The sequence below is a fragment of the Pseudoalteromonas sp. 1181_04 genome, from assembly GCF_052850545.1.
On record NZ_VXCS01000048.1, the window covers coordinates 1 to 9,292 of the forward strand.

General features: G+C 42.3%; 8 protein-coding genes. 1 reads left to right on the forward strand and 7 read right to left on the reverse strand.

Annotated features, from left to right (window positions below; all coding sequences use genetic code 11):
• The first annotated feature begins 23 nt into the window (after positions 1-23).
• Positions 24-623 carry a Yip1 family protein gene (locus FW757_RS22530; RefSeq protein ID WP_145241488.1) on the forward strand — a complete coding sequence of 200 codons (600 nt, stop codon included), beginning with the start codon at positions 24-26 and terminating at the stop codon, positions 621-623.
• A gap of 114 nt (positions 624-737) precedes the next feature.
• On the opposite strand, the gene purF is transcribed toward FW757_RS22530, so the two are convergent.
• The 7 genes from purF to FW757_RS22565 all read right to left on the reverse strand — a co-directional run.
• Positions 738-2,264 (reverse strand): amidophosphoribosyltransferase, encoded by a 1,527-nt coding sequence (gene purF, locus FW757_RS22535; protein WP_182718155.1) that lies wholly within the window; start codon positions 2,262-2,264, stop codon positions 738-740.
• A gap of 18 nt (positions 2,265-2,282) precedes the next feature.
• Positions 2,283-2,777, reverse strand: a complete 495-nt coding sequence (locus tag FW757_RS22540) for a CvpA family protein (protein ID WP_054206292.1) — start codon at positions 2,775-2,777, stop codon at positions 2,283-2,285.
• 61 nt (positions 2,778-2,838) lie between these two features.
• Positions 2,839-3,477, reverse strand: coding sequence for an SPOR domain-containing protein (locus tag FW757_RS22545; RefSeq protein ID WP_182718156.1), 639 nt, complete (start codon positions 3,475-3,477; stop codon positions 2,839-2,841).
• Positions 3,478-3,488: 11 nt separating this feature from the next.
• Positions 3,489-4,754, reverse strand: a complete 1,266-nt coding sequence (folC, locus tag FW757_RS22550; protein ID WP_182768354.1) for a bifunctional tetrahydrofolate synthase/dihydrofolate synthase — start codon at positions 4,752-4,754, stop codon at positions 3,489-3,491.
• A 25-nt stretch (positions 4,755-4,779) separates the two neighbouring features.
• A complete protein-coding gene (gene accD / locus FW757_RS22555; protein ID WP_145241496.1) occupies positions 4,780-5,655 on the reverse strand; it encodes an acetyl-CoA carboxylase, carboxyltransferase subunit beta in 876 nt (291 codons plus the stop codon).
• Positions 5,656-5,815: 160 nt separating this feature from the next.
• Positions 5,816-6,610 carry a tRNA pseudouridine(38-40) synthase TruA gene (gene truA, locus FW757_RS22560; RefSeq protein WP_149980769.1) on the reverse strand — a complete coding sequence of 265 codons (795 nt, stop codon included), beginning with the start codon at positions 6,608-6,610 and terminating at the stop codon, positions 5,816-5,818.
• A gap of 178 nt (positions 6,611-6,788) precedes the next feature.
• On the reverse strand, positions 6,789-9,292 hold a 2,504-nt coding region (locus FW757_RS22565; RefSeq protein ID WP_446441741.1), incomplete at its 5' end, for a FimV/HubP family polar landmark protein.

A 9,292-nucleotide genomic window follows, 5' to 3' on the forward strand; every position in this document is an offset into this window, starting at 1 on the left:
TCCTTTTCATGGGGCACACAATTATGATACTAAACCATCTTTGGGGCATATATGCCCATCCACTCGAAGAGTGGCAAACAATAGATAACCGCCACGAGAGCTTAACATATAGCCTATCACATATATTACTGATAGCGTTGTTTCCATCTGCAATGGGTTATTACTCATCAGTTTATTTGGGCTGGAGTATCGGGGCTGGTAATCCGGTATTTTTAACCCACGATAGTGCAATACTGATTGCTGCAGCTATGTATGGCGCTTTAATTGTAGGTGTGTTTGCGCTGGCTTATTTAGCACATTGGATGGCTGTTACTTTTGGTGCAGAACCAACCTTTACCCAAACCTTAGAACTTGCAGCGTATACTTCAACACCAGTATTTATGTCTGCACTAGCGGCATTTTGGCCAGAACTATGGTTTGTTGTATGTGTGGGTTTGGTCGCTTTAGGCTATTCGGTCTACTTGCTGTATACCGGTGTGCCCATTTTGATGCATATACCGCAAGAGCGTGGCTTTATTTACGCAAGCTCTGTGGTAACTTGCGGACTAATTTTACTGGTGATTATTTTAGCTGTCACCGCCATATTGTGGACCAACGGTATCGTAAGTCCAACCTTTACATGATACCTAGTTCAACGTTAGAAGCTGTAAAATGTAGTATATAGTAGTGTTATTATTTTCTTTCCTTCGCAAAAAAGGAGCTAAATTTAGCTCCTTTTTTATTTCGCTAGGCAGAGATTAATCTGAGCCGTTTTCTTCTTGATTATGTAACTCTAAACCAGAAGACATGGCACTTTCACGACTACTTTTTGCCGAATCATTACGCAGCTGTTCAATACGATTCAAATAATTCTGATCGATACCACCGGTAATATATTGGCCATCAAATACTGATGTTTCAAATCGTGTAATTTCTGGGTTTTCCTGCGCTACGGCAGCAATCAAATCAGGTAACGATTGGAAAATCAAACCATCAGAGCCAATGCTTGCATTGATATCTTCAACTTCACGTCCATGGGCAATCAACTCAGCCGCAGATGGCATATCAATACCATACACGTTCGGAAAGCGAATTTCAGGTGCAGCAGAAGCAAAGTAAACGTTTTTAGCACCAGACTCACGCGCCATTTCAACAATTTGTGCTGAAGTAGTGCCACGTACAATCGAGTCATCAACTAGTAATACGTTTTTACCTTTAAACTCACGGTCAATTGCATTGAGCTTTTGACGTACTGACTTTTTACGCATTTCCTGACCAGGCATGATAAACGTACGGCCAATGTAACGGTTTTTAACAAACCCTTGGCGATATGGCAGATTAAGTACGCGGGCGATTTCCAATGCCACATCACATGATGTTTCTGGGATTGGAATAACAACATCAATATCTTTATCAGCCCATTCGCGAGCAATTTTTTCGCCAAGCTTAGTGCCCATATTTACACGTGTAGCGTAAACAGACATGCGATCGATATTTGAGTCTGGACGTGCAAAGTAAACAAATTCAAAGATACATGGCGAGTAAGATACTTTATCTGCGCATGTTTGAGAGTAAAACTCACCGCCTTCAGTAACATATATCGCTTCACCAGGAGCGACATCACGCACAAATTCAAAACCATCGGTTTTTAACGCAACGCTTTCAGAGGCAAACATATACTCGGTGCCATTTGCAGTTTCACGTTTACCAAACACTAATGGACGAATACCATTTGGGTCACGAAACGCGATAATACCATGGCCAATTACCATAGCGATGGTGGCATAACCGCCTTGAACTTTATTTATAACTTCGGTGATACCGTTAAAAATATCTTCAGGGTCAAGATGTAGTTTATTTGGTTTACTTAATTCATGAGCCATGATGTTAAGTAAAATTTCAGAATCTGAGGTTGTGTTAACGTGGCGACGTGCTTCACAGAACAATTGATCTTTAAGCTGCTCTGCATTGGTTAAGTTACCGTTGTGTGCTAAAGCAATACCGAACGGTGAGTTAACATAGAACGGCTGCGCTTCAGACGAGCTAGAAGAACCTGCTGTCGGATAGCGTACATGGCCGATACCAATAGTGCCTTGTAAACGCTTCATATGACGGGTGTGAAATACATCTTTCACTAAGCCATTTGCTTTGCGTAAACTAAAGGTGTTGTTTTCAATGGTAATGATGCCCGCGGCATCTTGACCACGGTGTTGCAAAACAGTTAAGCCATCATAAATCGCCTGATTTACAGGAGATGTTCCGACTATTCCAACGATACCACACATGAAATTTTTCCTCGGTGATTAACGGTTGACCGAATTTAAAAAGCTAGAGTTATTTTCGAGGTATGAAAAAAACCACTCAACAACAAAGCCAAATTCTGGGATCAAAATAGAGTTACCCCACCAGTGCGTATTGGGTGCACCAGTAAAAGCATCAAGAAAGAAGAGTAACGCGCTCACGACCAACACGCCACGAAGTGCACCAAAGACAATGCCGAAGACACGGTCTGTGCCAGACAAACCAGTACGTTGTACAAGTTCACCTAGAAGGTAGTTTAACAATCCGCCTAACAATAGCGTCGCAAAGAATAATATGGCAATGGCCGCTGCATTTCTTAAAAGGGGTTCAGAAATACTTGTTAGGAATGATGCTAAATATTGGTAAAACAAGCTAGATATGATAAATGCGCCAGCCCACACAGCCAAAGACATTGCTTCTTTTATAAAGCCACGAATTAAACCGATAATAGTAGACAGTGCAATAATGCCAAAGATGGCGTAATCAACCCAGATCATATGAACCAACTAGTCGTTAATTTGGGGCGCATTCTATAAGAGGTCAGCACTAAATGCCAGATCATTTTGCTACTTCAAATTGGGTAACTTTTCCGTTAAGTTTAGTAAGTGCTTTTAATTCAGGGAGTTTGCTCTCAAGCTGGGCTTTATCAAGCGACGGACCCACAAAAACTTTGGTTAAAGTACCATTTGGTGTTTTAACTGGACGGGTAAAGGTTTTAAACCCTTTGTCACTTAGTTTAGCTTGTAGCGATTTTACATTCGCACTATGCGAAAAGCTCCCCAACTGAATTACATATGCCATTTTCGATAAATTTTCTTCAGGCTTACGTGATGGCTCAGACTTTTTTTCAACAGGTTGTGCTGTAGTCGTTGCTACAGTAGTTTGCTCAGTCGATGCTTCAACCATTTTTTTCGCTACTAGCGTCGTCTCTTCAACCGCATCAGAGGAACTTGAGATTAGGTCATCATCTGGCAATATATCTTCCTCAGGCTCTTCGTTTGGCTGTTGTGCGTTAGCCACTTGATCATCTATTGAATCTTGCAAGTCAATAGTTGTGAACTCAGGACGTTCCGGAATGGCTTTAAAGCCTTCTTTGTAATGTACTTTTTCGCCATCAAGAATATTAGGAATAAACACGATAGCTGCAATCACCACAATAGTTGTGCCGACTAAACGATTTATAAAGCCTGAGTTCACCTGATTCCTCTCTATTTTTTCCAATAATTGATAGCAGCTGCAACAGTTAAGAAGGAGCCAAATATGATTAACGCCGTCTTCTCATCAAGCTGTGGCAACACACCATCCAATGCGTCTGCAACTGTTTGATATTTTTCAATTGGCGCGCTTGTATGCACATTATCCATGGATTTAGCTAAATTCTCTACTTTATCGCCACGAAAGCAATTAAGTCCGGCTAAACACCACGCATCAACTACCGGGCTAACTTCATTTAATACAGCGACTTTGTCTTTATCAGCCAGCATAGCGACTAACGCATGAACTTTAAAGCCTTGATCTTGCAGGTTAGCTAACTTTTTAGCTAAATAGCGTGCAGATTCAGCATTATGTGCCACATCAGTATAGACCATAGGTTTGCTGCTTAGTTGCTGAAAACGCCCTTCAACAACTAAATTAGCTAAACAATCACGGATCACTGCCTCACTAGGTAATAAATCTAACACGGCTAATGTGGTTAGTGCCGTTGCCGCGTTTTGGCATGGGATTGATGGTTTAGCAAACTCAAAGTGATGGGCTTGATATTGCCAACTAAAACTTTGCGCATGCTCTTTAAATATAAAGTCACGCCCTGATAAATGCATCACCGCGTTAATTTCATGACCGTAGTCGGTGACTGTGTGCGGTATATTTAAATCGCCGACAATGGCAGGTGTGCCAGTACGGAAGATCCCTGCTTTATCATAACCCACAAGCTCTCGCGTATCACCAAGGTACTCTTTATGATCTAGATCTATGGTGGTGATCACACTGGCAAATGGAGTAACAATATTGGTAGCATCGAAACGCCCACCTAAACCCACTTCTAACAGCACATAATCAACGCTATGGCGTTTAAAAATAGCCAGTGCGCCTAAGGTGCCATACTCAAAATAAGTCAGTGGCGTGTCACCGCGGCCTTGCTCGAGCAAGTCAAACGCATCAACATGAAATTGATCATCAAGCTCAGCGCCATTAATGCGCACTCGCTCGTTATAATGAATTAAATGAGGAGAGGCATAGGTACCAACCGAATAACCTTGGGCAAGCAGCAGTGATTCTAAACATCGGGCAGTGGTGCCTTTGCCATTGGTGCCGGCTATTAGAATAATTTTACTTGGGCTATCTAGTAAACCAATGGTATTGGCAACTTTGGCAACGCGTTCTAAACCCATGGCAATATTTGCTGGGTGAACACTTTCTAAATAACAAAGCCAATCATCAAGGCTTGATGATTGGCTAGGAAGATTTTTTGTCATAGCGTGTAATCAGTAAAGCTGAAATTTACGCTACTCTATGCTCTTGTTCCGTAGAAGGCAAGTTCATAAATTTAGCTAGTATGCGGGCAAGTGTGTCACGCATTTCACGGCGATCAATAATCATATCGATGGCACCATGCTCGAGTAGAAATTCACTTCGTTGGAAGCCTTCAGGTAAGGTTTCGCGCACAGTTTGTTCAATTACACGAGGACCCGCAAAGCCGATTAATGCTTTTGGCTCCGCCACGTTGATATCACCTAGCATAGCTAATGATGCTGATACACCGCCCATAGTTGGGTCAGTCATTACTGAGATAAACGGTAAGCCTTGTTCGCTCATCTTAGCAAGTGCAGCACTGGTTTTAGCCATTTGCATAAGCGACATTAGTGCCTCTTGCATACGTGCGCCACCTGAAGCTGAGAAGCAAATTAGCGGCATGTTATGCTCTAAACACTGATCAACAGCATCCACAAAACGTGCGCCAACAACCGATGCCATTGACCCACCCATAAATGAGAATTCAAATGCGACGGCGGCCACTGGAATGCCTTTTAAGCGTCCCTTCATCGCGACTAATGCGTCTTTTTCGCCACTTGATTTTTGTGCGGCGGCGATACGATCTGAATATTTTTTCGAGTCTTTAAACTTTAAAATATCTTTTGGTTCGTGCTGTGTGCCAAGTTCTTGGCGGTCGCCATCATCCAAAAAGTGCTCAAGGCGTTTACGGCCACTCACACGCATGTGGTGATTGCATTTAGGACATACATTGAGTGATTTTTCTAATTCAGCTTTATATAAAATCGAATCACAATCTGTACACTTTGCCCAAACACCTTCAGGGATCTCTTTACGAGCCGAAGACTTTGTTGTTTTAGGTAGGATTTTTTCTAACCAACTCATTTGCAACTCTCTTAATACTATTCTGTGCTTTGCTGCGTTCCTGCCAAATCATTATTGACAGACAAATTTTTTCAATTAAAACATGAATTCCACACAGGCGGTATAAAAAACTGGTCTTAGTAGTGAAATGCCTGCAAGGTTATGTTTAATTTATCACCAATTAACCCTTCACATCCGTTAAGAATAAAGGGCCAAGTGGTGTCGACGGAATTTCAAACCGCGCCGGATAGTCAACATCAACTAAGTATAAACCTGCCGCCTTTGCCGTCGCACTGGCTTTGGCTCGCTCTTTTAAATCAAGTAACTCTTTTAGCCACACAGGTTGCTGCTTATGAATACCAATATCGGTTAAGCAACCGGTAATGTTACGCACCATGTGGTGTAAAAATGCATTAGCCTTAATATCAATAATCACATAACTGCCTTGACGCTCAACTGACAAGTGATGAATAGTACGTGTAGCAGTATTCGCTTGACAATGCAAAGCTCTGAATGACGTAAAATCATGCTCGCCTAATAGATATTGACATGCTTCTTGCATTTTAGTTTCATCAAGTGGGTGATGAAAATGCGTAACGCCTTCATTTAATATTGCTCCTCGAAAGGCGTTATTGTAAATAACATAACGATAACGACGAGCTGTAGCACTAAAACGTGCATGAAAATCATCACTCACCGGTTTTGCATAGCGAATAGCAATATCTTTCGGTAGCAAGGTATTCATACCCATAGTAAATGCAACCATATCGCGTTCAGCATCGGTATCAAAATGCACCACTTGCCCAGTGCCATGCACGCCGGCATCAGTGCGCCCAGCACAGACTATTTCAACTGGATGATTACAAATACGCGAAAGCGCGGTTTCTACTTCTTGTTGTACGCTATTTACATGCGATTGACGTTGCCAACCACTATAACGGGCGCCGTTGTACTCAACTCCAAGTGCTACTCGCATAATTACTGCTTTACCTACTGTGCTAATGAACGGGGCATTTTATGCTATCTGACGCTGCAATAAAAGTGACTCTATACAAATTAAGCGCACAGTAGCCAAGCGACCTTTTTTCTATTGCTAAAAAAACGGCGAGTAAACTAAATTTACTCCCCGTTTTAACTATAAATGCAGAAACAACTTACAGTAATTTTGCTTTTAAGCTTTGTGCTTCTTCTTGTACTTCTTCGGGACCATTTGCTATCACTTCGTCAATAGCGTCAAGGGCTGCATCCATATCCCCTATTTCAATATAAGCACGTGCTAAATCAAGTTTTGCAGAATAACCGCCACTTTCAGCATCCACATCAGTTGGGTTATCTCCAGCAAGTAAGGCATCAAACTCACTTAATCCGACATCCATATTTACATCATCATAAGGTTCATAATCTAAGCTTGTATCATCACTTTGTTCAATCAAAGCATCAATATCGACAAATTCATCCGCAACGATGTCCTCATTTGTTGATGTATTCACGTCTTCACTTAATTGCTCCGCCGACGGCACATCATCAGGTACTGAAAGCTCTTCAAGTGCAGCAAGATCTTCACTGAGTAACGCATTGAAATCAACTTCAAACTCGCTGCTATCATCTATTTCTAAAGACTCAGGTTCAGCCAACTCACTAAGCAATGCATCAAAATCTGTTTGGGTGAGATCAGCCATAAAATCATCATCAAGCTGATCATCTGACAACGATTGTTCCAGTGGATCTTCAAGTTCAGTCGCGAAATCACCACGATATTCATCTTCTAACGCATCTGTAAGTTCATCTTCAGCAACGAGCCCGTCTTCAACAACTGGCTCATCTTCAACAGCGGGCTCGTCTTCAACAACTGGCTCGTCTTCAGTACCTAGTTCGTCTTCTGCAACCAGCTCTTCTTCAACAACTGGCTCGTTTTCAGCAACTGGCTCGTCTTCAACAACTGGCTCGTTTTCAGCAACTAGCTCGTCTTCAACAACGGGGTCGTCTTCAGCAACTAGCTCGTCTTCAACAACGGGGTCGTCTTCAGCAACTAGCTCGTCTTCAGCAACTAGCTCGTCTTCATCAACGAGTTCGTCTTCAACAACTGGCTCGTCTTCAACAGCGGGCTCGTCTTCTGCAACCAGCTCTTCTTCAGCAACTTGCTCATCTTCAACAACTGCTTCATCTTCAACAACTGCTTCATCTTCAGTAACTAGTTCGTCTTCAGCAACTGGTTCGTCTTCAACAACTTGCTCATCTTCAACAACTGCTTCATCTTCATCTTCAGTAACTAGTTCGTCTTCAGCAACGGGCTCATCTTCAGTAACTAGTTCGTCTTCAGCAACTGGCTCATCTTCAGTAATCAGCTCATCTTCGATTAATAATTCATCATCAAAATCTTGCTCTAAACTATCTAAATCGTGACCTCCCGCCATTGCATTAGCAAGATCTTGCTCAGCTTGACTAAGCTTCAGCTCTGGAGTATCTGCTCCCGACGTTTCCAGCTCAGTCTCATCGGCTAATTCTGCGTCACGATCAATCTCTTCATCATCGAGTTCAAGGTCTGGATAATCATCAAGCTCTAAACTTGGTGTTACTGTATCATTGCTAAGAGGTTCGTCTTCCAGTGCTAAATCAAATTCATCACCGAGCTCTTCATCTGCAAGCGGATCATCTCCCAGATCTATTTCAACCTCTTCGATATCATCGTTGAGCTCATCAACATCAGACCATTGTGGAGGCTCTACGTAATCGTCTTCTTGCTGCAGTTCATTGAGTAAATCATCAACACTTTTTAGTGAAGGATCATTATATTCTTCAAGTAAATCATCTTCATCAAGTAAATCGTCGCTTGATTCTTCACTCGTTTGTGCAAATAAATCATCATCTAAACCTTCAAGCTCTGATCCAAGTTCATCTAAAAGCTCAGGCTCTGCTGCAAGCTCTGGCTCTGCTGCAAGCTCTGGCTCTGCTGCAAGCTCTGGTTCTTCTTCAAGCTCTGGTTCTTCTACAAGTTCAGGTTCTTCTTCAAGCTCTGGCTCTGCAACAAGCTCTGGCTCTTCTACAAGCTCAGGTTCTTCTTCAAGTTCTGGCTCTTCTTCAAGCTCTGGCTCTTGTTCAATAGTTACTTCTGGTTCGTCAACTAAACTTGATGCAATAGATTCAACGTCTTCGACGTCTAGTTCACCTTCTACATTCGATAACTCTTCCATCGAATCAGAAAGAGCTTCATCTAGCTGCGTGGTATGCGCTTGATCAGTTAAACTTTCAATATCACCGAAGTCAAATTCATCGTCTTCTTCAAGAAGTGCAGATCCCGCTTCTGGTTCCGATTTTTCCTCAGTAGCATCCTCTAATAAACTATCAATATCACCTAAATCAAATCCATCATCTTCTTCAGCAATTACAGACTCTGCCGCTTCTTGATCGCTAGCTTCATCAATTAAACTATCAATGTCATCTAAATCAAATTCATCTTCTTCAGCCAGCTCCGGTTCAGCAGCTACTTGGTCGCTAGCTTCATCGATTAGGCTGTCAACATCGTCTAAATCAAATTCATCGTCTTCTTCAGCCAGATCATGCTCTGCAGTCGCTTTATCGCCAGCTTCATCAAGCAGGCTGTCAATATCGTCTAAATCAAATTCATCTTCTTCAGCCAGCTCCGGCTCTGCTGTTGCTT

What these genes read in the sequence shown, in the direction of transcription:
- accD (WP_145241496.1), bottom strand. Translation starts at nt 5,655, where the DNA reads ATGAGTTGGTTAGAAAAAATCCTACCTAAAACAACAAAGTCTTCGGCT.
- FW757_RS22540 (WP_054206292.1), bottom strand. Translation starts at nt 2,777, where the DNA reads ATGATCTGGGTTGATTACGCCATCTTTGGCATTATTGCACTGTCTACT.
- FW757_RS22530 (WP_145241488.1), top strand. Translation starts at nt 24, where the DNA reads ATGATACTAAACCATCTTTGGGGCATATATGCCCATCCACTCGAAGAG.
- truA (WP_149980769.1), bottom strand. Translation starts at nt 6,610, where the DNA reads ATGCGAGTAGCACTTGGAGTTGAGTACAACGGCGCCCGTTATAGTGGT.
- folC (WP_182768354.1), bottom strand. Translation starts at nt 4,754, where the DNA reads ATGACAAAAAATCTTCCTAGCCAATCATCAAGCCTTGATGATTGGCTT.
- purF (WP_182718155.1), bottom strand. Translation starts at nt 2,264, where the DNA reads ATGTGTGGTATCGTTGGAATAGTCGGAACATCTCCTGTAAATCAGGCG.